We start from the raw sequence: 24,937 nt of genomic DNA on the forward strand, positions 1-24,937 counted from the left end.
CGAACCGGTGTGCGCCCGTCGGGGCGCGGAGTACCGTCGCTGCCGTGGACGAGCGATTCGGGCTTGCCGTACCGCGGTCGTTGGAAGAGGCGTGCGTACCGGAGCGGCTCGCGCTGCTGGTGTACGACATGCAGGTCGGGATCCTGGGCCAGATTCCCGAACGGGAGCGGGTCGTGGCCCGTGTGCGGGAGGTGCTGGACACCGCCCGCGCGGCCGGGGTCCGGACGTTCTTCCTGCGGCACGTCACCCTGCCGACCTCCCTCATGGGCGCCGGTCAGCTCCGCATGTGGCGCGGGTGGCAGGGGCGGGAGCGGGCGGCCGAGGTGGTCTCGCCGTTCCCCGCGGACGCCCCGCAGTCCCAGTTGATCCCGGAAGTGCGGCCGACCGGGCGGGAGGCCGTGGTCGACAAGATCACCATGTCGGCGTTCGAGGGGACGTGGCTGGACATCGCGCTGCGGGACTGCGGGATCGCCGCGGTCGCCGTCGTCGGCGTGGCCCTGGAGATCGGCATCGAGCCGACCGTGCGGCACGCCGCGGACCTCGGCTACGTACCCGTCGTGATCACGGACGCCTGCGGCACGGGAGACGCCGCCGCCGGGGAGCGGTCGCTCGCGGCGCTCGCCTTCGCGGGCGACGCCCTGCTGGCGACGGCGGAAGAGTTCCGCTCGGCGGTGGGCGCCCGACCGCCGAGCGGTTCCGCCGCGGGCTGAACGCGGCGCGGGTTCCGTCCCGGCGCGAGCCGAACGCGGCGCGGGCCCCCTTCCGGTCCGCACCGAACGCGACGCGCGGGCGGGCCCCCGCGCCCACCTCACGAAGCGGGAACGGCTCCATCAGCTTCACGTCCGGTGCCAGTGGGCGGGCCCCGCCCCGGCCCCGCGAAGCGGAAGCGGCCCCACCGGATTCACGTCCGATGCCGGTGGACGGGCCCTCGCACCGACCCCACGAAGCGGAAGCGGCCCCACCGGATTCACGTCCGATGCCGGTGATCCTCCGTCCCCCGCCCCAGCGCCTGGACGATCTCCTGCACGTTGGCGTACTTGCGGTGCTCCGGGAGCTGTTCGGCCAGGTCCAGCAGCCGGTCCGGGGCGTTGTTCTGCTTCAGGGTGCGCAGGACGGCGGAGCGCTTGGCCGGGTAGGTGCCGGGGCCGAGATGGCGGGCCATCTCGCTGCGGAGCTGGACGTCCTCGCCGGTCATGCCGGGCGGGGTGCCGCCGGTCATGGCGGTCTCGGGCGAGCGTTCCGCCCGGGGCTGGTCCTCGCCGGGGGGCTGGAGCTCGTGCGCCTCCTCGACCCGCAGGGAGCGGTTGGCCTTCAGCTCACCCTGGAGTTCCCGCTTGGCCTCGTCGTCGCGCAGCGGGCCCGTCTTGTCACGTCCGTGGATCGTCATGGTCGTCCTCCAGCCATTCCGGCGCTCCGGCCGGGGCGGCGGTCACAGAGTCCCCGTCCGGGTACCCCTGTGGGTTCGCTCCACACCGGTCCCGGGGAGCGGGACCCGGGGCCGCCCGAGGGCCGCCCCGGGGCGGCTCACCCCGTGCTCACGCCCCGCTCACGCCCGTGCGAACCACCGCGCCCGCTCGGCGTCCGTCACCGTCCGCCGCTGCACGTCCAGCTCGATCCGTCCGAGGTGGGCGTAGTGCGCGACGACCTCCGGGCCGAGCGCCCCGGCCGCCGCCTCGCTCGCCGCGAAGGCGCGCACGGCGTCGTCGAGGGTGGCCGGGATGCGGGGCACCTCGTCGGCCCGGTAGGCGCTGCCCTCGTAGGGGGCCGGAGGGCGCAGGTCGCGTTCGATGCCGTGGAGGACGGCGGCCAGCGCCGCGGACAGCGCCAGGTACGGGTTGGCGTCCGCGCCGGGGACGCGGACCTCCAGGTGGAGCCCGTCGCCGTGGCCGACGACCCGGACGGCGCAAGTGCGGTTGTCCATCCCCCAGGCCAGCCGGGTCGGGGCGAAGGAGTCGGGGGCGAAGCGCTTGTAGGAGTTGGTGTTCGGCGCGTAGAGGGGCGCGAGGTCCGGGAGGAGGTCCAGGAGTCCGGCGATCGCCTGGCGGGCCAGGGCGGAGGGGGTGCCGTCCGGGTCGGCGAGGACGGGACGGTCCTCGCGCCAGAGGGAGACGTGCAGGTGGAGGCCGTTGCCGAGGCCGGTTTCCGGGGCGGCCATGAAGGTGGGGGCGAGGCCCGCGCGGGCGCCGACGGTGCGGGCGGCGTGCTTGAGGAGCGGGTGCGCGTCGCAGGCCGCGAGCGCGTCCCCGTAGGGGAAGGTGATCTCCACCTGGCCGGGCGCGGACTCGGTCTTGACGGCCTCGACGGGCAGCCCGGCGCCGGCCAGCGCCACGGCCAGGTCGCGCAGGTAGGCGTCCTGGACGGGATCGTGGTCCAGGGCGTAGTCGAGGTTCTCCTCCGTCACCGGGCGCAGGCCGTGGTAGCCGGTCTCGGCCAGCTCGCCGTACCGGCCCTTGTAGAGCACGAACTCCGTCTCCAGCCCGGCCTTGACGGACAGCCCGAGTGCGGCGAGCCGGGCGAGCTGGTGGTGCAGCATCTGCCGTGGTGCGACCGTCACCGGCCGCCCGTCCTCGGTCACGGCGTCGGCGTGGACGAGGGCGGTGCCGGGCTGCCAGGGGAGCCGTCGGATGGTGCGCGGGTCGGGGCGGACGCGCAGGTCCTGGTAGCCGCTGGACCAGGAGGCGAGGGCGAAGCCGTCCAGGGGACGCATGTCGACGTCGGTGGCGAGGACGTACGCGCACACCTCGGCGCCGCCGTCGGCGACCTGCTCCAGGAAGTGCCCGGCGTCGTACAGCTTGCCCTTGAGGCGGCCCTGCGCGTCGGTGACGGCGACGCGGACGGTGTCGATCCGGCCCGCGGCGACCTCCCGGCGCAGCTCGGCGAGGGTGAGCGGCCCGGCCGCGCGGGCCGCCCGGACACGGGGCTCCACATGACCGTTGGAGGGCGCCCCGGGGACGCCGTCGGTCCGGGGGGCGGTCTCCGCGTGGCCGTCGCGGGAGACGCCGTTGGAGGACGCCCCCGGAAGGCCGTCGGTCCGGGCGGAACGGTGCATCACACGATCTCCTGTTCGTACTTGGCCATCTCGGGGTCGCTGGTCTGGGCGAGCGGGATCTCGTACTTGCGGCGTCCGGCAACCACCCACCAAACGCTGGCCAGCACGAGCACCACGACCAGCGCGACCGGCGCGTAGTTGAAGTTCTCCAGCGAGACGGGGTGGCTCTGCGGCAGGCAGAACAGGACGGTCACGAAGGCCACCCACACCACCGCGACCACGCCGATCGGCACGCCCCAGCGCCCGAGGTTCCAGGGCCCGGGCCGGAACCGGTCGCGGGCGCGCAGCCGCAGGAAGATCGGGATGGCGTAGGCGGGGGTGATGCCGATGACGTTGATGGAGGTCACCGCGGCGTACGCGGTGGCGGAGTACAGGGAGGGCAGGACGAGGACGGCGGCGACCACGACCGTCAGGAGCACGGCGCGGGTGGGGGTGCCGTTGCGGCGGGAGACCCGGCGCCACAGCCGGGAGCCGGGCAGCGCGCCGTCCCGGCTGAAGGCGAAGACCATCCGGGAGGTGGCGGCCACCTCGGCGTTGCCGCAGAAGAGCTGGGCCACGATCACCACGAGCAGCAGCGCCTTGGCGCCGCCCACGCCCAGCGCGTCGAGGAAGATCTGGGCGGGCGGCACGTTGGTGGCGCTCTCCAGGGTGCCCGCGTAGTCCTGGATGGCGAAGGTCAGGCCCATGAGCAGCACGAACCCGGCGACCCACGACCAGCCTATGGCGCGCACGATGCCGCGGGCGGCGCTGGTCTGCGCCTGGGTGGTCTCCTCGGAGAGGTGCGCGGAGGCGTCGTAACCGCTGAAGGTGTACTGGGCGAGCAGCAGGCCGATCAGGACCACGTACACCGAGCTGGACCAGCCGGTGTTGTTGACGAACTCGCCGAAGACGAACGAGGCCGACTGGTGGTGCGAGGGCACCAGCCACAGCACGCCGACGATGAGCACCACGCCGGCCAGATGCCACCACACGCTGATGGACGTCAGGATGCTCACCAGCCGGACGCCGAAGAGGTTCAGCGTGCCGTGCAGGCACAGGATGATCAGGTAGATCACCATGAGCGAGCCGGGCGTGGGATCGAAGCCCCACTGGAGGTTGAGGAAGGCGCCGGTGAACAGGGCGGCGCCGTAGTCGATTCCGGCGATGGCGCCGAGCAGGCCGAGCAGGTTGAGCCAGCCGGTGTACCAGCCCCAGCGCCGCCCGCCGAGCTGGTCGGCCATGAAGTACAGGGCGCCGGACGTCGGGTAGGCGCTGGTCACCTCGGCGAGCCCGGCGCCGATGAACATGACCATGAAGCCGACGACGATCCAGCCCCACATCATGACGGCCGGGCCGCCGGTGGTCAGGCCGAAGCCGTAGAGCGTCATGCAGCCGGAGAGCACGGAGATGACGCTGAAGCTGATGGCGAAGTTGCCGAACGGCCCCATGCGGCGGGTGAGTACCGGCTTGTAGCCGAGCCGGCGCAGGAACGCGTCGTCGGCCTCGGGACCGTGGGCGTGCTGGGGGACGGCACGCCCGGAGCGGGTCGCACGGGACACCAGGGAACCTCCGATGGAGCAGTGACGGACGGGGGATCAGGGGTGGGCACGCGGCGGCGATGCTACGGAACGCCGTGTGACGCGTCGCGGGCGGGGCGGTGTGTCAGGGGCCGCCGCGGTGGGCGTCGGTGGCGGACGCGGCCAGGCACTGCGCGCGGGCCTTCAGGAAGACCTCGGTCGCGGCCTCCGGGCGCGCGTCGTCGGTCATGTACGCCCACGGCAGGCGGGTGCCGTGCGGGCCGAGTGCGGTGAACACCCGCGCCGCGGCGGCGAATCGCTCGCCCGCCCACAGGGCGTGCGCCAGGTGGTGCAGGTCCAGCACCGACTGCCCGGCCGGATCGGTGCGCTCGAACCAGCTCATGGCCCGGTCGATGTCGTGGACGATCGGCTCCCGGGCCCACTGCCGGTGCAGCAGCGGGTCGGTGCCCTGCTGTGCGCGGCGCCGCTGGTAGTGCTCGACGCACGCGTACAGCGGCAGCACGCGCAGCGGGGAGCGCTCGGGGGCCCAGGAGACGACCCAGCGGGAGAAGTCCAGGGCGGCGGCGGGGGAGGTGCCGGGCAGCGCGTGGAGGAACTGGAGCATCCGGTGGTACGCCTCGCGGTTGTACCGGTCCCGGACGTAGATCTCGTACAGCAGTCCCCAGGGGCCCGCCGGCAGCATCGGTTCCCAGGGGCGCTGCTGGTGTTCGGGCAGTTCGCGGCGGACGTCGAGCTGGGCGAGGGCCAGCAGGCCGACCCACGGCACCGGGTCGTCGGGGGCGTGCTGGGCCGCCAGTCGGCTCAATCTCCGGGCCTCGCGTGCCAGTTCGGCGGCGCCGTGGTGCCCTTGGCCGTGCGCCTGAAGGGCGCGCGCCACCGCGACGCGGGCGCGCATCATCTGCGCGTCGGGGTTGCCCGGTTCCTCCGCGAGCCAGGTGTGCACCACGTTGGACCCGGCCGCCACCGCCGCCAGCACCTGCGAACGGGAGGTGCGCAGCGCCCAGTGGGTGCTCGTCCGGGCGAGCAGGTCGCGGGTGGACATCCAGCGCCCCACCCGCAGATCCTCCAGCACCAGACGCAGTTCCGCGTCGAAGCCCGCCGGGTGGAAGACCGGCCGGAACTCCTCACCGCCCGACGGGGACCGTCTGCCCCGCATCACCACACCCCGCCGCGCACCGCCGCGCGGGGCGCGGGGCGTCGGCGGCGGCCGGGGGCGGGTCCGGGGTGCGCTCCAGCGGGGCACAGGGAGCGGTCCGGCCGCGCGCCCCCGCGGGCGGACGGGCCGGAGGACGGGCACCCGGGGGGCGCCTCCGAGCTGAACGTCATCAGGATCCTCGGTCGCTACAGGCTCGCGGCGGTGCGGCGGACACCCGTCCGCACCGACGCCGTGGGGAAAGCTGCCCGGTAAGAGATACGCGACGTGGAGCCCCTTGGTCCAGTTCTTGAATTGTTTCCGGCAACTGGCTTGTTTTCGATGTGACTTGGCACCGGACGCGCCGCGGCACGGCACACGCCGGGCGGTTGCCGCGCGCCCGGTGAAATCCTGCGGAAATTTCACAGCTTTCCTGAAAAAGCTCCGGCGGAACGCGGGGACGGCCGATCGCGCGCCCCACGCGAAAGCGGTCCGTTTTCCGCTGCCGCTTCGGGGAATTCCCCGGCGCCATGGTGTGCGGCCCCCGGCGGTGGCGCTGCCGGAGGCCGCTCACGGCGTTCTCAGCGCACCCCCACCGCCGCCAGCGCACTGCGCTGAGCCGGGGTGATGCGGGTCGGGAAGTAGAGGTAGCACACTCCGCCGGTGCCGCCGACGACCTGTCCGGAGGCATTGCGGCGTTTCGTCCGCAGCCAGATGTTCTCGAACTGGCGGCGTTTGTAGACGCGGCGGACCGCGGCGTTGCTGGGCGCGGCCGGGTCGTTGGCGACGACGTCCCCGGACTTGGTGAAGCCGATGACCGTCATCAGGTGCCCGGCCGTGCCGTAACCGGCGCCGTCCAATTCGGACTTCAGGAAGGACTGCGAGGTGATGACGGGGATGCCCGCGTGGATGAGCCTTTCCACGTCGGTCAGCGACTGGAGGCGGGTGACGAGTGCCTGCATCTCCGGATACGTCGTCGCATAGGCCGCGTTGAAGGGCCAGTTGCCGCAGCCCGCGTACTGGTAGTCGAAGGTGAAGCGGGCGGCGTGGCAGACCTGCGGGTCGGCGTAGGCGGGGTTGACCCAGGCCAGGTCCTCGCGGGACGGCCGGCGGCCCCAGAACTCGATGATCATCTGGGAGGAGGTGGGGCTGCACCACGCCTCTCCCCCGTTGTCGTACTCCGGGTACTGGCCCTTGTGGATCTCCTGCGAGTAGCGCGGCACGGCCAGCTCGCGGCCGGTCGCCACGCCCGGCGCGGAGGCCGGCACCTCGAACCGGTCGGGCACGTCGGAGCCCATGGCGCCGACCCGCCACACCTTGGGCGTGAGCGGGGTGCCGGGCCTGCGGTAGAGGGTGAGCCGCAGCTCGTACGAGGCCAGCCGCAGGCCGCTCGCGGGCGCGTCGATGGCGAAGGTGTCGGTGGAGATGCTGCTCTTGCCGTCCTTCTGGTCGTCGACGGAGGTGCGGCGGATGTCGCCGTCCCCCGCGGCCCACCGGCCCATGACGTACCAGGGCGTGCGCCCGCCGTCGCTGTAGGTGCCGCGCAGCTCGACGGCGATCCAGGTGCCGGCGGGGGTGGCCGCGTTCCAGGAGGCCACCGCCTCGGTCGCCGGGACCCGGAGCGGGTGGGCGGGGCTGGTCCAGGTGGCGTACTCCCAGGTGGCCGTGGTGCCGGTGTGCGGGTCGCGGTACTCCTGGGTGCCGGCCGGGCGGTCGATGACGACGCCGGGGCGGGCGCCGTTCTCCACCTGGACGCCGTCCCCGGTGCCCTGCCGCCAGTCGGCGGCGGTGGTCCAGGCGTGGTACTCGACCACGCCCTTGCCGCCTCCTGCGTGCGGGGGCGGCGTACGGGGGCCGGGGGAGGCGTGGGCCAGGGGGGTGGCGGTGCCCGCCGCGACGGCGAGCGCGGCGGCCAGGACGGAGCGCCGGGGCGCGGATCTGGTCATGGTGGAGATCCCCCAGTCGGAAGCGGTGACGGTGATCGGGTACCGGATGACGTGGGACGTGCGGGGTGCGGCGGTGTGGTCCGAAACGGCCGGCGGGCGTTCCCGTACCGGCGCGTCGCGGACCATTCGGTTGTCGGGCCGGAAGCGGTGGCTCAACCATGCCCGCTGCCCCGCGCTTCGGCCAGCGGTCGGACGCGCGCCGCGCCATGAATATTGGTGTGGACCACTGACGTAGGCTGGCGCGGTGGACCACGACCTGACCGCCCTCGCCGCCCGCCTGCGCGCCCTGCCGCCGTCCTGCGGCCCAGTGCGGCTGGTGGCGGTCGACGGGCACGCCGGGTCGGGCAAGAGCACCTTCGCGCGCCGGCTGGCCGCGGCGCTCGGCGGCGCCCCGGTGGTGCGCCTGGACGACCTCGCCACGCACGAGGAGCTGTTCGCGTGGACCGGCCGGTTCCGCACGCAGGTCCTCGAACCGCTGGGCCGGGGCGAGACCGCGCGGTACGCGGTGTACAACTGGGTACGCCGGGCCTTCACGTCGCGGCGGGAGGTGCCGGCCGCGCCCGTGGTCCTCGTGGAGGGGGTCGGCGCCGGGCGCCGCGCGGTGCGTCCGCACCTGGCGTGCCTGCTGTGGATGGAACTGCCGTGCGAACATTCCTGGGAAAGGGGCCGACTTCGGGACGGACCGGACCTGGCCACGTTCTGGAATGGCTGGATCCCGTCGGAGCGCCGGCACTTCGCCGCGGATCCGTCCCGTCCGTACGCCGATCTCCTGGTGTCGCAGAGAGACAAGGGGTACGAGGTACGAGTGGGGCCCGCTGGGAGCGATTGATCTCCCCCGACCATCACTGTGCGTGACCAAGTGCCGCCGATCCGCAGGCCGTCGCCGACAGGGTCCCGCCGAGTGCCCCGACTCCGCTTGACCTCGGAGGCGTACAGGACTTACGTTCTCAATGTGCGGTTCTGACGGACCGCCCGCAGACGCGAAGCCCCCGGTTGTTCCCCCGTGATCGGGGGCTTCGTTCTGCGCCGGGCGCCCTCTTCCCGCGTCCGCGCCCCTCACCCCTCACCGTGGGTCACCGCCCCGTTCGCGCCGTCGCGCCGCGCCGCGCCCCGTACGCCCCCTGCTGCGCCCCTCTTCGGCCCGCGCCGATACCGCAGGTACGATGCGAGTCTGTGCCACCGAAGGACGCGAACCGCACGGCACGGGGCACAACTCCCTGGTTTTTGACGACGGTTCGGACAGGCTGCGGCCGGGCACTTTCGCCCGGCGGCACTCCACGGGGGACGTTTTTTGGGGGGACGTGATGGATTTCGGCACGCAGGGCCCGCACGCCCCGGCCGAACTCGCCTGGCTGCGCGCGGTCGACGCCTACACCGTGGGCGCGTACGCGCAGGCCGAGGAGGAGTTCCGGGCCGCGGTACGGATGGACCCCACGATGGCCGACGCCTGGCTCGGCCTGCACGCGCTGCGCGCGGACACCACCACCGCGCTGCTGCGGATGCACCAGCACCGCGACCGCTTCGGCGAACAGCGCGCCCGCTACCGACGCACCCTCAATTCCTGGTACTGGCTGGGCTGGTGGGTGCAGCCCGTCCTGGAGACCCGGCGCGACCTGCTGCTGGCGCACGCCTCCCACTGGCTCGACGGGCGCCACGTCGCCGAACTGGACCGGGCGCTGGCCGCCTGCCCGCCGGTGGACACCGACCCGCAGGTCCGTTTCCTGCACGCCTGCCGCGCCTACCTCGTCAAGGACTGGGACCAGCTCGTCCGCCACACCGAACCGCTGCACGAGGATCCGCTGCTGGGCATCGAGTCCGGCCTCTTCGGGGGCATGGCCCGGGTCCGGCTGGAGATGTACGGGCAGGCCGAGCCGCTGCTGTCCGCCGCGCTGATGCGCTGCCGCAGCGAACAGCCGCAGCGCAAGGAGCTGCGTTACTGGCTCGCCCGCGCCCACGAGGGCACCGGCCGCACCGCCGCCGCGCTGCCCCTGTACCGCGCGGTACACCGGGTGGACCCGGCGTTCATGGACACCGCGGCCCGGCTCGCGGCCATCGCCGAGGGCGACGGCCTGGAGGAGGGCGCGGACTTCGCCGCGGTCTCGGCCTCCGGCCCGGCCCAGGAGGCCGGCGGCGACCTCGACCCGTTCCCCCCGCTGGACCCGGTCGACGGGCGCGAGCTGCTGGCCGGCCCGGACCCGGCGGACGACGGCGAGCCGGCCACCGGCGTGCCGGCCGTCCCGGAGCCGTCCGTACGGCAGCGGGCCCCGGCCGCCCGCGGCCCCGGCGGACCACCATCGGGCCCCGCCGACCCGGTGCTGCTGGCCCAGGCGCTGGCGGAGCTGGAGCGGATGGTCGGCCTGGAACCGGTCAAGCGCCAGGTGCGGGCGCTGTCGGCGCAGCTGCGGATGGCGCGGCTGCGGGCGGGCCAGGGGCTCCCGGTGCAGCCGCCGAAACGACACTTCGTCTTCTCCGGCCCGTCCGGCACCGGCAAGACCACGGTGGCCCGGATACTCGGCCGGGTCTTCTACGCCCTCGGGCTGCTCGGCGGTGACCACCTCGTCGAGGCGCAGCGCTCCGATCTGGTGGGCGAGTTCCTGGGCCAGACCGCCGTCAAGGCCAACGAACTGATCGACTCCGCGCTCGGCGGGGTGCTCTTCGTGGACGAGGCCTACAGCCTGTCCAACTCCGGCTACAGCAAGGGCGACGCGTACGGCGACGAGGCCCTGCAGGTCCTGCTCAAGCGCGCCGAGGACAACCGCGACCGCCTCGTCGTCATCCTCGCCGGCTACCCCGCCGGGATGGACCGCCTGCTCGCCGCCAACCCGGGCCTGTCCTCCCGCTTCACCACCCGCGTCGACTTCCCCAGCTACCGCCCCACCGAACTGACCGCCATCGGCGAGGTGCTGGCCGCCGAGAACGGCGACCGCTGGGACGAGGAGGCCCTGGAGGAACTCGGCAGCATCAGCGGCCACGTCGTCGAGCAGGGCTGGATCGACGAGCTCGGCAACGGCCGCTTCCTGCGCACGCTGTACGAGAAGAGCTGCGCCTACCGCGACCTGCGGCTGTCCACCTGGGCCGGCACGCCCTCCCGGGACGACCTGGCCACCCTGCGGCTGCCCGACCTGATGCAGGCGTACGGCGAGGTGCTGTCCGGCCGCGGACCCGCCACGGGGACGGACCCGCAGGCGCCGCCGCTGGGGTTCGAGGGGTGAGCCGGGTGGTGCGGGTGGTTCCGGCCGGTGGGCGGAGGCGTTGACCCTGTCTTCGTACGGCCCGGGGACCGCTCTCTCGCACGCGCCGGGGCCCGGTCTCTTGCGTACGCGCCGGGGCCCGGCCCGATCGGACGCTTGATGTCCGACCGGGCCGGGCCCCGGTTTCGCTGGTTATCTTGGCGTCCGTAGGAGCGCCCTCACCCCGCCATCGCCCGCTCCCCCGCCGGCCGGCCGGGGGCGGCGCGCGGCGGGGTGATCCGGTCGCCGGAGGCGCCGACGCGCGGGACGCGGCGGGCGGGCCCGCGGCGGTGGGCCGGGTCGCGGACCTCGCCGACCAGCATCTCCAGCACGTCCTCCAGGGCGACGAGCCCCAGGACCCGGCCCTCCGCGTCGGCCACCGCGGCGAGGTGGGACGCGGAGCGCCGCATCGCCGTCAGGGCGTCGTCCAAGGGCAGCTCGGCGCGCAGCGTCGTCATCGGGTGCCAGATCTGCTGGGGCACGGCGCGGTCGCCGTCCTCCAGCTCCAGCACGTCCTTGACGTGCAGGTATCCCATGTACGCCCCGCCGGGCGCGCGGACCGGGAAGCGGGAGTAACCGGTGCGCACGGTCAGCTCCTCGATCTGCCGGGGGGTGGCCGAGGGGCCGACGGTCACCAGGCCCGCCGGGTCCAGCAGGACGTCCGTGACCGGGCGGCTGCCCAGTTCCAGGGCGTCGGACAGCAGCCGTTCCTGTTCGGCGGGGCCGAGCAGTCCGGCCTGGCCCGAGTCGGCGACCAGGTGGGTGAGCTGTTCACTGGTGTAGACCGCCTCGACCTCGTCCTTCGGCTCGACCCGGAACAGGCGCAGCACGCCGCGGGCGCAGGCGCCCAGGAGCGCGGTGACCGGGCGGCACAGGCGGGCGAAGGCGACCAGGCCGGGGCTGAACCACAGCGCGGTCTTCTCCGGCGCCGCCATCGCCAGGTTCTTCGGCACCATCTCGCCGATCACCAGGTGCAGGAACACCACGGAGGCCAGGGCGATGGCGTAGCCGAGCGGGTGGATCAGCGGCTCGGGCAGGCGCAGCGCCTGGAAGACGGGTTCCAGGAGGCGGGCGACCGTCGGCTCGGCGACCGCGCCGAGGGTCAGGGAGCACACCGTGATCCCGAACTGCGCCGCGGCCATCATGCGGGGCAGGTTCTCCAGGCCGTACAGGACCTTGCGGGCCCGCTTGGAGCCCTCGTGGGCCAGCGGCTCGATCTGGCTGCGCCGCACGGAGACCAGCGCGAATTCCGCGCCCACGAAGAACCCGTTGATCAGGACGAGGGCCACCGCGAACAGGAGCTGGAGCAGCGTCATCGGGCCACCTCCACGGCCGTGGTGACGGTGGCGGCCGGCGTCACGTCGATCGCCGTGACGGTTCCGTACGCGGCGTCCGCGGCCGGCTCCGGGACGAGTGCGCTGACCGGCGGCCCGGACGGGCCCCCCGGCTCCCCCGCCACGTCCGTCGTCCGCACGATGCGGACCCGTTCGGCGCGGTGGTGGGAGACCAGCCGGACCCGCAGCCGCCAGCCGTCGAGCTCGGCGGTGTCGCCGGGCGCGGGGATGCGGCCCAGGGTGTGGGCCACCAGTCCCGCCACCGTCTCGTACGGGCCCTCGGGCGCGACCAGGCCGATGCGCCGCAGCACGTCGACCCGGCAGCCGCCGTCGGCGTCCCACGCGGGGCGGCCGTCCTCGGCGGGGGCCGGGCCCAGTTCGGGCAGGTGGGCGTGGTCGTGCTCGTCGCGGACCTCGCCGACGAGTTCCTCGACGATGTCCTCCAGGGTGACCACCCCGGCGGTGCCGCCGTACTCGTCCACGACCACGGCGATCGGCTGCTCGCTGCGCAGCCGCTCCAGGAGCGGCTGCACCGGCAGCGTCTCGGGCACCAGCAGCGGCGGCACCGCGATCCGGCTGACCGGGGTGCGCAGCCGCTCGTGCGCCGGGACGGCCAGCGCGTCCTTGAGGTGGACCATGCCGACCACCTCGTCGATCCGCGTCTGGTAGACGGGGAAGCGGGACAGGCCGGTGGCCCGGGTCAGGTTCACCACGTCCTCGGCGGTCGCGGTGACCTGGAGGGCGCTGACCCGCACGCGCGGGGTCATCACGTTCTCGGCGGTCAGCCCGCCGAGCGAGAGGGTGCGCACGAACAGGTCCGCGGTGTCCTGCTCGATCGCCCCGGCCAGCGCCGAGTGGCGGGCGAGCGAGACCAGCTCGCCGGGGGTGCGGGCGGAGGCCAGCTCGTCGGTCGGCTCCACGCCCAGGCCCCGTACGAGCCGGTTGGCGACCCGGTTGAGCAGGGAGATCACCGGCCGGAAGAAGCGCGAGAAGGCGTTCTGCGGGCCGGCGACGAAGCGCGCGACCTGGAGCGGCCGGGACACCGCCCAGTTCTTGGGCACCAGCTCACCGATGACCATCTGGATCGCGGAGGCCAGCAGCATGCCGATGACGACGGCCGCGCCGGGCACCGCGCCGTCCGGCAGGCCGACGGCGGTCAGCGGCCCGGACAGCAGGTTCGCGAGCGCCGGCTCGGCGAGCATGCCCACGACCAGGGAGGTGATGGTGATGCCGAGCTGGGTGCCGGAGAGCTGGAAGGAGAGTTCGCGCAGGGCGGTCACGACGGTGCGGGCGCGCCGGTCGCCCTCGGCCGCGGCGCGTTCGGCCTGGGACCGCTCGACGGTCACGAGACCGAACTCGGCGGCGACGAAGAAACCGTTGGCCAGGATGAGGACGAACGCCGCCGCGAGCAGCAGCAGTGTGGCGGTCATGCCGCCGCCTCCGGGCTATGCGGGGGTTCCGCGGGAGGGGCGGCGCAGGTACTACAGGACGATCCGTCCATTGCCGGAGGGAGTCACTCCTCAGGTCGCAGGGGGCCCGTGGCGGGCCGGGGCGCGGGCGCGCTCCGGTCACCAGAGTAAACAGGGGGCGCGGCGCGGCGGCAGGGTCGTTCGTCCACGGAGCGGGCGCGCCGCTGCCTGGTGGGGCGCCGTGCGGCGCTCACGGGCCCGGTTCCCCACGGGCCGCCGGGTCCCGGATCTCGGATCTCGGAGGGCCGATGCCTCCCCCGGAGACCCGTCAGCGCCCGGTGTCCTGCCCCGTGCCGTGCCGCTCGGCGAGGGCGCGCAGCGCGCGGGCGTCCCGGATGGCCTGGTCCTTGGCGATGCCGGGCTGGATGCCCATGGCGGGCAGGCTGGTGCCGTCGGCGAGGTCGAGGTGCACCCACGGGTCGCCGACGCGCAGGTTGACCCGCAGCACCTGGGCCCAGGCCAGCTCGCGCTTGGTGGTGAGGTTCACCACGGTGAGGCCGTCCTGCCGGGCGACCACCTTGGGGCGGCTGAGCAGCAGGAGCACGCCGAGGACGATCAGCCCGGTCATCACGAAGCTGATCCGCTCGCCCCCGCTGAGCGCCGGCAGCGCCAGCGCGATGGCCGTGAGGGCGGCGAGCTGGGCGAGGCCGACGCCGTAGAGCACGGCCCGGGTACGGGTCGGGCGGAAGGTCACCGGGAGGGCGGGCACGGGGGCGGGAGCGGACACGTCGTCGGTCTTCCGTGGTCTTCGTCGCGCGGACGCGTACGGGTCCCCGTACGCGTCCGCCGGAACGGTCGGGGGGTCAGAGGCGGCAGGCGTGGATGTTCGTGGTGAGGATCGCGCGGGCGCCCAGCTCGTAGAGCTCGTCCATGATGCGCTGCGCGTCCTTGGACGGGACCATCGAGCGGACCGCGACCCAGCCCTCGTGGTGCAGCGGCGAGACGGTCGGGGACTCCAGGCCCGGGGTCAGCGCGACCGCCTTCTCGACGTGCTCGACGCGGATGTCGTAGTCCATCATCACGTAGCGGCGGGCCACCAGGACGCCCTGCATGCGGCGCAGGAACTGCCGCACCTTGGGGTCGTCGGCGGGGGCGCCGGTGCGGCGGATGACGACCGCCTCGGACTTCAGGATCGGCTCGCCGATGATCTCCAGGCCCGCGTTGCGCAGGGTGGTGCCGGTCTCCACGACGTCCGCGATGATCTCGGCGACGCCGAGCTGGATCGCGGTCTCCACGGCGCCGTCCAGGTGCACCACGGACGCCTGGACGCCGTGCTCGGCGAGGTGCGCGGTGACCAGGCCGGAGAAGGAGGTGGCGACCGTCATGCCGCCGAACTCGCTGACGTCCTTGGCGGTGCCGGGGCGGGTGGCGTAGCGGAAGGTGGAGCCGGCGAAGCCGAGCTGCATGATCTCCTCGGCCTCGGCGCCGGAGTCGAGCAGCAGGTCGCGGCCGGTGATGCCGATGTCCAGCTTGCCGGACCCGACGTAGACGGCGATGTCGCGCGGGCGCAGGAAGAAGAACTCGACCTCGTTGTCGGAGTCGACCAGGACGAGTTCCCTGCGGTCCTTGCGCTGGCGGTAGCCGGCCTCATGGAGCATCGCCGACGCAGGCTCGGACAGAGAACCCTTGTTGGGGAGGGCGATGCGCAGCATGGAAGCGACTTCCTTCGATGAGGTGGGGTGAGGCTGGTGTCGTGCGGGAGGGCGAGCGGTGCTCAGAGGTGGGCGTAGACGTCGTCGAGGGTGAGGCCCTTGGCGACCATCATCACCTGGAGGTGGTACAGGAGCTGGGAGATCTCCTCGGCGGCGGCCTCGTCGGACTCGTACTCGGCGGCCATCCACACCTCGGCGGCCTCCTCGACGACCTTCTTGCCGATGGCGTGCACGCCGGACCGGACCAGCTCGGCGGTGCGGGAGGTGGCGGGGTCGCCGGCGGCCTTCTGCTGGAGCTCGGAGAACAGCTCCTCGAACGTCTTCTTGGACATGGTGTGCACCACCCTACGCGGTCGCCCCCGGGCGGCGTGCGGCGGCTCCGCATGGCGGACACCGCACGCCCGGACGCCCAGGGGGCCGCCGCGCCGGGGGCCGTGGGCTCAGTGCCAGGGCTCGGCGACCGACCGCAGGGTGACGGCGGTGGCCACCGCGGCGGTGACCGCCTCGTGGCCCTTGTCCTCGGTGGAGCCGAACAGGCCCGCGCGGTCCAGTGCCTGCTCCTCGGTGTCGCAGGTCAGCACGCCGAAGCCGATCGGGACGCCGGTGTCCACCGAGACCTGCGTCAGCCCCTGCGTGACGCCCTGGCAGACGTACTCGAAGTGCGGCGTGCCGCCGCGGATGACCACGCCGAGCGCCACGATCGCGTCGTAGCCGCGCCCGGCCAGCACCTTGGCGACCACCGGCAGCTCGAAGCTCCCGGGGACGCGCAGCAGCGTCGGCTCGGCGATGCCCAGCTCGTTCAGCGCCCGCAGCGCGCCGTCGACCAGGCCGCCCATCACCTTCTCGTGCCATTGGGCCGCCACGACGGCCACGCGCAGGTCGCCGCAGTTCTTGACGGACAGTTCGGGTGCGCCCTTGCCGCTCACGTTTCTCCTCGGTGGTGCGGTGCTGATGGTGTCGGTGGTGCTCGCGTCGTCGCTCCGCGTGACGGGGACGAGGCCGGAACGCCCCCTCCCCGCCCCGGTGCGCCTACTGGCTGCCGCAGGCCGAGGCGCGGTCCGCGTCCAGCCAGGGCAGGTCGTGCCCCATCCGGTCCCGCTTGGTGCGCAGGTACCGCAGGTTGTGCTCGCCGGCCTGGACGGGCATCGGCTCGCGGGCGGTGACCCGCAGGCCGTGGCCGGACAGGGCCGTGATCTTGTCCGGGTTGTTGGTCATCAGGCGCAGCGAGCGCACGCCGAGGTCGGCGAGCATCTGGGCCCCGGCCGCGTAGTCCCGGGCGTCGGCGGGCAGGCCGAGCTCCAGGTTGGCGTCCAGGGTGTCCCGGCCGCGCTCCTGGAGCTCGTAGGCGCGCAGCTTGGACAGCAGGCCGATGCCGCGCCCTTCGTGGCCCCGCAGGTAGATGACCACGCCGCGGCCCGCCTCGGCGATCCGGCGCAGCGACTCCTGGAGCTGCGGGCCGCAGTCGCAGCGCAGCGAGTGGAAGACGTCCCCGGTCAGGCACTCGGAGTGGATCCGGACCAGCACGTCCTCGCCGTCCCCGATCTCCCCCGCCACCAGGGCGACGTGTTCCACGCCGTCCGCGGTGGAGCGGTAGCCGTACGCGGTGAACTCGCCGTGCGCGGTGGGCAGCCGGGTCTCGGCCTCGCGCCGCACGGTGGGTTCAGGGGAGGCCGCGCCCTCACCGAGCGGGTCCCGGAGCTGGAGGGAGCGGCGGTGGGCGATCAGGTCCTCGATGGAGATGATCGACAGGCCGTGCTTGCGGGCGAAGGGGACGAGCTCGGGCAGCCGCAGCATCCTGCCGTCCTCGCCGGCGATCTCGACGATGGCGGCGGCGGGGCGCAGTCCGGCGAGCCGGGCGAGGTCCACCCCGGCCTCGGTGTGGCCGTTGCGGGCCAGGACGCCGCCGGGCCGGGCGCGCAGCGGGAAGATGTGGCCGGGCCGCACGAAGTCGCCGGGCACGGACTCGCCGGAGGCGAGCAGGCGCAGGGTCGTGGCGCGGTCGGCGGCGGAGATGCCGGTGGTGACGCCGTGCGCGGCGGCGGCGTCGACGGTGACGGTGAACGCGGTCCGCATGGACTCGGTGTTCTGCTCGACCATCTGCGGCAGGTTCAGCCGGTCCAGGTCGTCGCCCTCCATGGGGGCGCAGATCAGGCCGCGGCACTCGCTCATCATGAAGGCGAGGATCTCCGGGGTGGCCTTCTCGGCTGCGAGGACGAGGTCGCCCTCGTTCTCGCGGTTCTCGTCGTCGACGACCACCACCGGGCGGCCCGCGGCGATGTCGGCGACGGCCCGTTCCACCGGGTCCAGCGCCAGGTCCCCGGCGCCGCCCTCGTACGCGGAGTACCCGGGCTCGTACCAGCTCTTGAGTGCGGTCATGCCACCGCTCCTTCCAGGACGGGCCGCGTGCTCGCACGCGAGCGCAGCCACCAGTCGCGCAGGCCCCACAGGACGAGGGCGAGGTAGACGACGTAGACGAGGCCGGAGAAGGCCAGTCCGCTGCTGAAGGCGAGCGGCACGCCCACCACGTCGACCAGCAGCCAGGCGAACCAGAACTCCACCAGTCCGCGGGCCTGGGCGACCATCGCGGCCAGGGTGCCGACGAAGATGTACGCGTCCGGCCAGGGGTTCCAGGACAGCGCGGGGACCAGGGCGAACAGCCCGCCGACGGCGAGGGTGCCCACGGCGGTGCCCGCCAGCAGCCCAACCCTTTCGCGCCAGGTGGCGAACCGTATGGCCAGCGAGCCGTCCTGGGCGCGCCGGCCGCCGCGCCGCCACTGCCGCCAGCCCCACAGCGCCACGCCGATGACCAGGAGCTGCTTGCCGACGCCGCCGCTGAGGTGGGCGGAGAGGTAGGCGGCGACGAGGACCAGGCCGGACAGGAGCTGGGCGGGCCAGGTGAGGATCGACCGCCGCCAGCCGAGCGCCAGGGCGGCCAGGCCGATGGTGTTGCCGATCATGTCGGACCAGATGACGTGCTGGTGGAAGACGCTGAACGCCTCGCCGTTGAGCCAGTCGAAGGCGTTCACCGGGCGTTCTCCTTCACGGATGGCGCGGACGGGGCCCCGGCGGCGTGCCCGGGCGTCGCGGGCCGGACCTCGGCGTGCACGCCGACGACGCCCTCCAGGCCCTCGGGCACGGCCGCGGGCCGGACGCCGCCGGTCAGCAGCCGCTCGACGTACTTCGCCAGCACGTCGACCTCCAGGTTGACCGGGTCGCCGGGCTTCTTCAGGCCCAGGGTGGTCAGGGCGAGGGTGGTGGGGATGAGGCTGACGGTGAAGTGGTCCTCGGCCGCGTCCACGACCGTCAGGCTGACGCCGTCGACGGTGATCGAGCCCTTCTCCACGACGTAGCGGGACAGGGCGGCGGGCAGCGCGATCTCCACGATCTCCCACTGCTCGCCGGGCGTGCGCCGGGTGATGGTGCCGGTGCCGTCGACGTGGCCCTGGACGAGGTGGCCGCCCAGCCGCCCGCCGAGCTCCATGGGGCGTTCGAGGTTGACCCGCGAGCCGGCGGTCAGGGCGCCGAGGCTGGAGCGGCGCAGCGTCTCGGCCATGACGTCGGCGGTGAACTCGCCGTCCCCGGTCTCCACGACGGTCAGGCACACGCCGTTGACGGCGATGGAGTCGCCGTGCTGGGCACCCTCGGTGACCAGGGGGCCGCGCAGTCGGAAGCGGGAGAAGTCCGCGGGCGTGGAGCCGGAGGGGTCGCCGAGGTGTTCCACGGCGACGACCTCACCCAGTTCTTCGACGATTCCGGTGAACACTTCAGTTCTCCTCAGGGAGGTCAGGCAGGTCAGGGAGGTCGTTGCGGGCGGGGACGGCGGTGACGCGCAGGTCGGGGCCGAACCGGGCGGTGTCCGTGATCTCCAGGCGCAACGCCTGCGCGAGGGTGGTGATTCCGGCGTCACCGAGGGCGGTGGGGCCGGCGCCCAGCAGGACGGGCGCGAGGTAGCCGACGACCTTGTCCACGGCGCGGGCCGCGACGAACGCCCCGGCGAGCGTCGGGCCGCCCTCCAGGAGTACGGAGCGGACGTCCCGTTCGTACAACGCGGTGAGCAGCGCGGGGATGTCCAGCCCGACGCCGCCCGCGGCCCGCGGCAGCCGGACGAGGGGCGCGAGGCCCTGCAGGTGGGTGGCGTCGGTGTGGTCGCCGACGGCGATGAGGGTCGGCGCGGTGCCGTCCAGGACGCGGGCGCCGGGCTTGACGGCGCTGGCCGAGGAGTCGATCACGACCCGCAGCGGCTGGGTGACCTCGGCGTCGGCCAGCCCGGCGATCCGGGCGCCGAGCTGCGGGTCGTCCGCGCGGGCGGTGCCGGAGCCGACGATCACGGCGTCCGCCTCGGCGCGCAGCCGGTGGACGTCGGCCCGGGACTCCGGGGAGGAGATCCAGCGGCTGGTGCCGTCGGCGGCGGCGATCCGGCCGTCGAGGGTGGCGGCGTACTTCCACAGGACGAAGGGCCGCCGGTGCCGTGCCGCGGTCAGCCACGCCTCGTTCCCGGCCGCCGCCTCCTTGGCGAGCAGCCCGCCCGCCACCTCGACGCCGGCCGCGGCCAAGGTGGCGGCGCCGCCGGTCGCGTCGGGGGTGGGGTCGGCGACGGCGTAGACGACCCGGGCGATCCCGGCGTCCAGGAGCGCCTGCGCACAGGGGCCGGTGCGGCCGGTGTGGTTACAGGGTTCCAGGGTGACGACGGCGGTGCCGCCGCGCGCCCGCTCGCCGGCCGCGCGCAGGGCGTGGACCTCGGCGTGCGGACCGCCGGCGCGCTGGTGCCAGCCCTCCCCCGCGGTGCGGCCCTGGGCGTCGAGGACGACGCACCCGACGACCGGGTTGGGGCTGGTGTGCCCGAGGCCGCGGGCGGCGAGCTCGATCGCCCGGCGCATCGCCGCGGTCTCGGCGGGGGCTGTGGTGGCCACCGGGTCCTCCTGCCTCTTCGGGCACGGACTCCGGGGCCGTCGACGAACGACGAATGAGCGGAAACGAGGCAACGGAGACACCGCTGCCGGGGTACGGAAAGCCCGGAAAAACGCTGGGCGAACCGCCGGCGACGGTGTACCGACGCCTGTCCGCCGCGCACTGCCTCCCATCCGGACTTTAACCGTCGGTGCAGGAATTCCACCTGCTCAACCGGTCGCTGGATGCGGCCGGGTCGCGGACTGTAACCGCCGGTTCGGACTTTCACCGACCCCGGAGTGCGCTGCGTATGTCAGTACGCCGTTCAGTCTGCCACGTCTGATCGTCGCCCGTGCGAGCGAGCACCTGTGGATTGGCTCACAGAGCGGAGGCACGGGGGTGCGGGGCGTAGTGGACGTACGTACGGGGCGGCGGGCGGGCGGTGCGCGGGGCCGCGCGACACCGGATCGCGCGGCGCGGGGCCGGATCACGCGGCGCGGGGCCGGATCACGCGGCGCGGGGCCGGAGTGGGTGCCGTGTACGCGCCACGGCGCTCCGGCGCGTTCCGCTCGGGGGGACGGGCCGAGCCCGGATCGGAGGGACGGGCCGGGTTCGGGTCGCGGGCACGGGATTGGTTCAGACCTATTGACGCAATGGTCTAGTCCTCTTACTGTCTGGCCACCCCCACAGCACGACCAGCAGCACAGGTCACTCGCGGTGCGGCACCTCGTCTCCGGCCGCCGCACCGCCGCACGACCCGCAGCACCTCTCCCCTCGTCGAGCCTCCCAGGAGGAACCGATCGTGTTGTCCCGCCCCACCCGCGGACCGTCCGCGCCACGGCGCGCCGCGTCCGCCGGGCGCCGCCCCCGCGGCAGATCCGCCCTCGCGCTCACCGCGACCGCCACCGCCGGCCTGCTCCTCGGCACGCTGCCCGCGACCGCCTCGTACGCCGCCGAACCGGCCACTCCCGACCACGCCGCCTGCCGGCCCGACGGGCTCTACCAGACGCCCGGCGTGGACGTTCCCTACTGTTCGGTCTACGACGGCGCGGGCCGCGAGAAGATGGGCGCCGACCACCAGCGGCGGGTCATCGGCTACTTCACCGGCTGGCGCACCGGCAAGGACGGCACCCCCGCCTACCTCGCCTCCGACATCCCGTGGGACAAGGTCACCCACATCAATTACGCCTTCGGCCACATCGACGGCGCCAACAAACTCTCGGTCGGCTCGGACAACGCGAACAACGCCGCCACCGGAATGACCTGGCCGGGCGTCAAGGGCGCCGAAATGGACCCGTCCCTGCCGTACAAGGGCCATTTCAACCTGCTGAACAAGTTCAAGAAGCAGCACCCGAACGTCAAGTCCCTGATTTCCGTGGGCGGCTGGGCCGAGACCGGCGGATACACCGACGACTCCGGCAAGCGCGTGAACTCCGGCGGCTTCTACTCGATGGCCACCAACGCCGACGGCTCGGTCAACCAGGCGGGCATCAACACGTTCGCCGATTCCGCGGTGGACTTCATCAAGAAGTACGGGTTCAACGGCGTCGACATCGACTACGAATACCCGACGACGATGAAGGACGCCGGCAACCCGCTGGACCACCAGCTCGCCAACGGCCGCCGCGCCGGGCTCGTCAAGGGCTACGCCGCGCTGATGAAGACGCTGCGCGAGAAGCTCGACCGGGCGGGCGCCGCCGACGGCCGGCACTACCTCCTCACCGTCGCCGCGCCGTCCTCCGGATATCTGCTGCGCGGCATGGAGACGTTCCAGGTGCAGAAGTACCTGGATTACGTCAACATCATGTCCTACGACCTTCATGGGGCCTGGAACGAATACGTCGGTCCGAACGCCTCGCTCTTCGACGACGGAAAGGACGCCGAACTCGCCTCGGCCGGCGTCTACACCACGTCCCAATACGGCGGCATCGGTTATCTGAACACCGACTGGGCCTACCACTACTTCCGCGGCTCGATGCCGGCCGGGCGCATCAACATCGGCCTGCCGTACTACACCCGCGGATTCAAGAACGTCACCGGCGGCACCGACGGCCTGTGGGGCAAGGCCCCCGCGGCCTCCTGCCCGGCCGGCGCGGGGCTGACCAAGTGCGGCGACGGCGCCGTCGGCATCGACAACCTGTGGCACGACAAGGACACCGACGGCAAGGAGTCGCCGGCCGGGTCCAACCCCATGTGGCACGCGAAGAACCTGGAGAAGGGCGTCGTCGGCGACTACGTCTCCCAGTACGGCTTCGCCGCGAACACCCAGCTGACCGGCACCTACGTGCGCAAGTACGACTCGACGCTGGTCGCGCCCTGGCTGTGGAACGCGCAGAAGAAGGTCTTCCTGTCCACCGAGGACGAGCAGTCGGTCAAGGCCAAGGCGGACTACGTGGTCGACCGGGGTATCGGCGGCACGATGGTCTGGGAGCTGGCGGGCGACTACGGCTACAACGCGGCCAAGGGCCAGTACGAGCCCGGTGACACGCTCACCACGGCCATGTACGAGAAGTTCAAGTCGGCCACCCCGTACGGCGCCACCCGGGCCACCATCGACATGCCCAAGGAGACGCTGGACATCGGCGTGGACTTCGGGCAGTTCGCGCTCGGCGACTCCAACTACCCGATCAGCCCCAAGCTGAAGATCACCAACAACTCGGCGACGACGCTGCCCGGCGGCACGGAGTTCCAGTTCGACTACGCCACCTCGGCGCCCGGCAACGCCAAGGACCAGTCCGGCTTCGGCACGAAGATCGTCCGCAGCGACCACACCGCGGGCAACAACATCGGCGGCCTCAAGGGCGACTACCACCGCGTCTCCCTGAAGCTGCCCGCCTGGCAGTCGCTGGCCCCCGGCGCCTCCGTCGAGCTGGACTTCGTCTACTACCTGCCCACCTCCACCCCCTCCAACTGGACGGTGACCGTGGGCGGCAAGGCGTACGCGCTCGCCGGCGACCTGGCCCGGGGCACCACGCCCGGCAAGCCCGGCGACGGCGGAACCCCGCCGGGCGGCGGCAACCCGCCGGGCGGCACCTGCACCGTCACCGCCTGGGACGCCGCCACCTCCTACACCGGCGGCACGCAGGTCTCCCACAAGGGCCACAACTGGAAGGCCAAGTGGTGGACGAAGGGCGAGGAGCCCGGAAGCAGCCAGTGGGGAGCCTGGGAGGACCTGGGAGGCTGCTGAGTCTTCTCCGTCCTTCCGGTGCGCGGCGTCGCCCTTACGAGGGCGGCGCCGCGCGTCCGGTGGGCGTCGTTCTCCTGGGGCGGCGCCGCGCGTCCGATCCCCGGCCGGTGGCAAGCCGCGTGCCTGTGCTGGCGTGATGTCTCCCGTACGGAACCGGATACGCCGCCCGCCGTAGGGACGGCCGCCGCCCGCCGTGTCACAAAGGGACGGCGCCGTTCGTCCTATACCGGGACGACGGAAAGCTCAGCCGACAGGGGGTCGAACCCATGGCAACGATTCTGGTAACCGGCGGCACCGGCACCCTCGGCCGGGTCCTGATCGACCGGCTGCGGACGGGCGACCACGAGGTGCGCTCGCTCAGCCGCCGGGCCCACGCCGCCCCGCCACGCCCCGGCGTGCGGATGTTCGCCGCGGACCTGCGCCAGGACGCCGCTGTGCACGCCGAGACGCTGACCGAGGCGGTGACCGGCGCGGACGTGATCGTGCACTGCGCCTCCACGCCCACCGGCGGGGACGTGCCCGCCGCCGGCCGGCTGCTCGCCGCCGCCCAGGCCGCCCAGGTGCCGCACCTGCTCTACATCTCGATCGTCGGGGTGGACCGCGTCCCGTTCCGCTACTACCGGGCCAAGCTCGAAGTGGAACGGCTCCTGGAGGAGTCGAAGACCGGATGGACGGTGCTGCGCACGACCCAGTTCCACGACCTGGTGCTGAGGGTCGTCAAGGCGGGCGCCCGGTCGCCGGTGCTGCCGGTGCCGGCCGGGGTCCGGATCCAGCCGATCGACGTGCGCGAGGTCGCCGACCGCATGGCCGAGTTGGCGATCGGCGAGCCCTCCGGCCGGGTCCCGGACATGGGCGGCCCGGAGGTCCGCACCGCCCGCGACCTCGCCCGCGCCACGCTCCGCGCCGGCGGCCGACGCCGACTGCTGGCCCCGCTGTGGCTGCCGGGCCCCACGTTCCGGGCGTTCCAGGCGGGGGGTCACCTGGCGCCGGAGCGTGCGGTGGGGCGCACCACGTACGAGGAGTTCCTGGCGGAACGGGTGCCGCGCGAGGCCGCGGTCGGGGCGTCGTGAGCCGTCTCGTCGCCGCGGGGCGCTCGCCTTCTCGGAAGGCCGCCCGCCCCGGCCACTGACGCGCTCCGGGCGACGCCGGCCACAGGGGAGTCGGCGTCGCCCGGGGTGCCGGTCTTTGGGCGGGGGCCGCACAAACTTCAAGCCTGTCCGGCGATTGAGGACACAGTGACGGGAGCGGCGACGAGCCGCAGCCTCCGCACTCGCGACTCAGCAGCCATCTTGGGAGGCTGGCAGCACCTTCTGGGCCGAGCCCGCAAAACCCAGCCTGTCCGGCGATTGAGGACACAGTGACGGGCGCCTTTCGAGACCGAGACCGCAAATCCCAGCCCGTCCGGCGATTGAGGACACAGTGACAGGCACCCTCCGAAGCCGAGACCGCAAATCCCAGCCCGTCCGGCGATTGAGGACACAGTGACAGGCACCCTCCGAAGCCGAGACCGCAAATCCCAGCCCGTCCGGCGATT

Annotated in this window: 20 protein-coding genes and 1 riboswitch; of the genes, 5 read left to right on the forward strand and 15 right to left on the reverse strand. The window is 73.4% G+C overall.

The annotated features are described in order from the left end of the window. Positions 1-44: 44 nt before the first annotated feature. A complete protein-coding gene (locus tag ABZX96_RS16425; RefSeq protein ID WP_355544405.1) occupies positions 45-710 on the forward strand; it encodes a cysteine hydrolase in 666 nt (221 codons plus the stop codon). A gap of 257 nt (positions 711-967) precedes the next feature. Here the strand turns inward: ABZX96_RS16425 and ABZX96_RS16430 are convergent, their stop codons facing one another. The 5 genes from ABZX96_RS16430 to ABZX96_RS16450 form a co-directional block, all read right to left on the reverse strand. After that, on the reverse strand, positions 968-1,387 hold the full coding sequence (locus tag ABZX96_RS16430; RefSeq protein WP_355544407.1) for a DUF2795 domain-containing protein: 420 nt from the start codon (positions 1,385-1,387) through the stop codon (positions 968-970). Positions 1,388-1,546: 159 nt separating this feature from the next. Continuing rightward, the gene (locus ABZX96_RS16435) at positions 1,547-3,049 is read right to left on the reverse strand and encodes a glutamine synthetase family protein (protein ID WP_355544410.1); all 1,503 of its coding nucleotides are present in this window, start codon (positions 3,047-3,049) and stop codon (positions 1,547-1,549) included. Continuing rightward, entirely contained in the window at positions 3,049-4,515 is a 1,467-nt protein-coding gene (locus ABZX96_RS16440; RefSeq protein WP_355544481.1) for an amino acid permease, read from the reverse strand. The genes ABZX96_RS16435 and ABZX96_RS16440 overlap by 1 nt, the downstream gene beginning before the upstream one ends. 175 nt (positions 4,516-4,690) lie before the next feature. Then, on the reverse strand, positions 4,691-5,722 hold the full coding sequence (locus ABZX96_RS16445) for a hypothetical protein (RefSeq protein ID WP_355544413.1): 1,032 nt from the start codon (positions 5,720-5,722) through the stop codon (positions 4,691-4,693). A gap of 557 nt (positions 5,723-6,279) precedes the next feature. Continuing rightward, positions 6,280-7,644, reverse strand: a complete 1,365-nt coding sequence (locus ABZX96_RS16450; protein ID WP_355544416.1) for a peptidase C39 family protein — start codon at positions 7,642-7,644, stop codon at positions 6,280-6,282. A gap of 244 nt (positions 7,645-7,888) precedes the next feature. Here ABZX96_RS16450 and ABZX96_RS16455 point away from each other — a divergent pair, with 244 nt between their 5' ends. Together ABZX96_RS16455 and ABZX96_RS16460 are read left to right on the forward strand one after the other, a co-directional pair. Continuing rightward, positions 7,889-8,473 (forward strand): hypothetical protein, encoded by a 585-nt coding sequence (locus ABZX96_RS16455; RefSeq protein WP_355544419.1) that lies wholly within the window; start codon positions 7,889-7,891, stop codon positions 8,471-8,473. Positions 8,474-8,948: 475 nt separating this feature from the next. Then, positions 8,949-10,856: an AAA family ATPase gene (locus ABZX96_RS16460; RefSeq protein WP_355544422.1), complete on the forward strand. Its 1,908-nt coding sequence runs from the start codon at positions 8,949-8,951 to the stop codon at positions 10,854-10,856. A gap of 197 nt (positions 10,857-11,053) precedes the next feature. Here the strand turns inward: ABZX96_RS16460 and ABZX96_RS16465 are convergent, their stop codons facing one another. The 10 genes from ABZX96_RS16465 to ribD form a co-directional block, all read right to left on the reverse strand. Further along, entirely contained in the window at positions 11,054-12,190 is a 1,137-nt protein-coding gene (locus tag ABZX96_RS16465; RefSeq protein WP_355544425.1) for a hemolysin family protein, read from the reverse strand. Then, positions 12,187-13,638 carry a hemolysin family protein gene (locus ABZX96_RS16470; RefSeq protein WP_355544428.1) on the reverse strand — a complete coding sequence of 484 codons (1,452 nt, stop codon included), beginning with the start codon at positions 13,636-13,638 and terminating at the stop codon, positions 12,187-12,189. Before ABZX96_RS16470 ends, ABZX96_RS16465 begins: the two co-directional genes overlap by 4 nt. Positions 13,639-13,945: 307 nt before the next feature. Next, complete coding sequence (locus tag ABZX96_RS16475) at positions 13,946-14,404, reverse strand: PH domain-containing protein (protein WP_355544431.1); 459 nt, start codon at positions 14,402-14,404, stop codon at positions 13,946-13,948. A 76-nt stretch (positions 14,405-14,480) separates the two neighbouring features. Next, positions 14,481-15,329: an ATP phosphoribosyltransferase gene (hisG, locus tag ABZX96_RS16480; protein ID WP_355544434.1), complete on the reverse strand. Its 849-nt coding sequence runs from the start codon at positions 15,327-15,329 to the stop codon at positions 14,481-14,483. 62 nt (positions 15,330-15,391) lie between these two features. Next, positions 15,392-15,661 carry a phosphoribosyl-ATP diphosphatase gene (locus tag ABZX96_RS16485; RefSeq protein ID WP_355544437.1) on the reverse strand — a complete coding sequence of 90 codons (270 nt, stop codon included), beginning with the start codon at positions 15,659-15,661 and terminating at the stop codon, positions 15,392-15,394. A 108-nt stretch (positions 15,662-15,769) separates the two neighbouring features. Continuing rightward, a complete protein-coding gene (gene ribH, locus ABZX96_RS16490) occupies positions 15,770-16,255 on the reverse strand; it encodes a 6,7-dimethyl-8-ribityllumazine synthase (RefSeq protein WP_355544440.1) in 486 nt (161 codons plus the stop codon). Between the two features lie 103 nt (positions 16,256-16,358). Further along, positions 16,359-17,705, reverse strand: a complete 1,347-nt coding sequence (locus tag ABZX96_RS16495) for a bifunctional 3,4-dihydroxy-2-butanone-4-phosphate synthase/GTP cyclohydrolase II (protein ID WP_355544443.1) — start codon at positions 17,703-17,705, stop codon at positions 16,359-16,361. Further along, entirely contained in the window at positions 17,702-18,355 is a 654-nt protein-coding gene (locus tag ABZX96_RS16500) for a nicotinamide mononucleotide transporter family protein (protein WP_355544446.1), read from the reverse strand. Before ABZX96_RS16500 ends, ABZX96_RS16495 begins: the two co-directional genes overlap by 4 nt. Continuing rightward, on the reverse strand, positions 18,352-19,092 hold the full coding sequence (locus ABZX96_RS16505) for a riboflavin synthase (protein WP_355544449.1): 741 nt from the start codon (positions 19,090-19,092) through the stop codon (positions 18,352-18,354). Before ABZX96_RS16505 ends, ABZX96_RS16500 begins: the two co-directional genes overlap by 4 nt. Position 19,093: 1 nt before the next feature. After that, the gene (gene ribD, locus ABZX96_RS16510; RefSeq protein WP_355544452.1) at positions 19,094-20,239 is read right to left on the reverse strand and encodes a bifunctional diaminohydroxyphosphoribosylaminopyrimidine deaminase/5-amino-6-(5-phosphoribosylamino)uracil reductase RibD; all 1,146 of its coding nucleotides are present in this window, start codon (positions 20,237-20,239) and stop codon (positions 19,094-19,096) included. Between the two features lie 153 nt (positions 20,240-20,392). Continuing rightward, positions 20,393-20,523, reverse strand: a riboswitch (FMN riboswitch). Positions 20,524-21,129: 606 nt separating this feature from the next. Between ribD and ABZX96_RS16515 the strand changes: the two genes are divergently transcribed. Together ABZX96_RS16515 and ABZX96_RS16520 are read left to right on the forward strand one after the other, a co-directional pair. After that, positions 21,130-23,403, forward strand: a complete 2,274-nt coding sequence (locus ABZX96_RS16515; protein ID WP_355544484.1) for a chitinase C-terminal domain-containing protein — start codon at positions 21,130-21,132, stop codon at positions 23,401-23,403. Positions 23,404-23,669: 266 nt separating this feature from the next. Beyond that, on the forward strand, positions 23,670-24,473 hold the full coding sequence (locus ABZX96_RS16520; protein WP_355544455.1) for an NAD(P)H-binding protein: 804 nt from the start codon (positions 23,670-23,672) through the stop codon (positions 24,471-24,473). Positions 24,474-24,937 lie beyond the last annotated feature (464 nt).

The organism is Streptomyces sp. NPDC003077 (genome assembly GCF_040611095.1).
Taxonomy (GTDB): Bacteria; Actinomycetota; Actinomycetes; order Streptomycetales; family Streptomycetaceae; genus Streptomyces.